Source organism: Enterobacter sp. RIT637, from assembly GCF_019718755.1.
Classification (GTDB): domain Bacteria; phylum Pseudomonadota; class Gammaproteobacteria; order Enterobacterales; family Enterobacteriaceae; genus Enterobacter.
Genome location: NZ_JAIHAZ010000190.1, coordinates 1 through 521, shown reverse-complemented (window position 1 = coordinate 521; position 521 = coordinate 1). Strand labels below are relative to the sequence as shown.

Below are 521 nucleotides of genomic sequence, written 5' to 3'. Positions count from 1 at the left end.
GCACAGGCGCTCGAAGCCGGCAAAAACGCCGCCTATATCGATGCCGCCTCCATGCCGCTGACCGATGCCGCGTTTGAGGCAGAATACCTCGCCGTCGATCAAGTCGAAAAACTGGGCAACGAAGAACAAGCCCTGCTTTTTTCCATCTTCAACCGCTTCCGCAACAACGGCAAAGGCTTTTTGCTGCTCGGTTCGGAATACACGCCCCAGCAGCTCGTCATCCGCGAAGATTTGCGGACGCGTATGGCATACTGCCTCGTTTACGAAGTCAAGCCCCTAACCGACCCAGAAAAAATCGACGCGCTCGCCAATATGGCGGCGGCACGCCAAGTAACCGTCGATTCCGAAATTTTCGAATACCTGCTCAAACACTGGCGGCGCGATATGGACAGCCTGATGATGATGCTCGACACGCTGGACAACTACGCCGTAACCATGGGCAAACGCATTACCCTGCCGCTGCTTCGCCAGCATATCCGTCGCGCGCGTCAGGAAGGTAAACGTATTGCACTCGTCCCGAC

The 521-nt window shown here is 56.4% G+C and carries 1 protein-coding gene; it reads left to right on the top strand.

Annotation, left to right across the window (positions count from 1 at the left end; all coding sequences use genetic code 11):
* Positions 1-521: DnaA regulatory inactivator Hda (gene hda / locus K5E19_RS23935; protein WP_221553399.1), on the top strand; the 521-nt coding region annotated here is incomplete at both ends.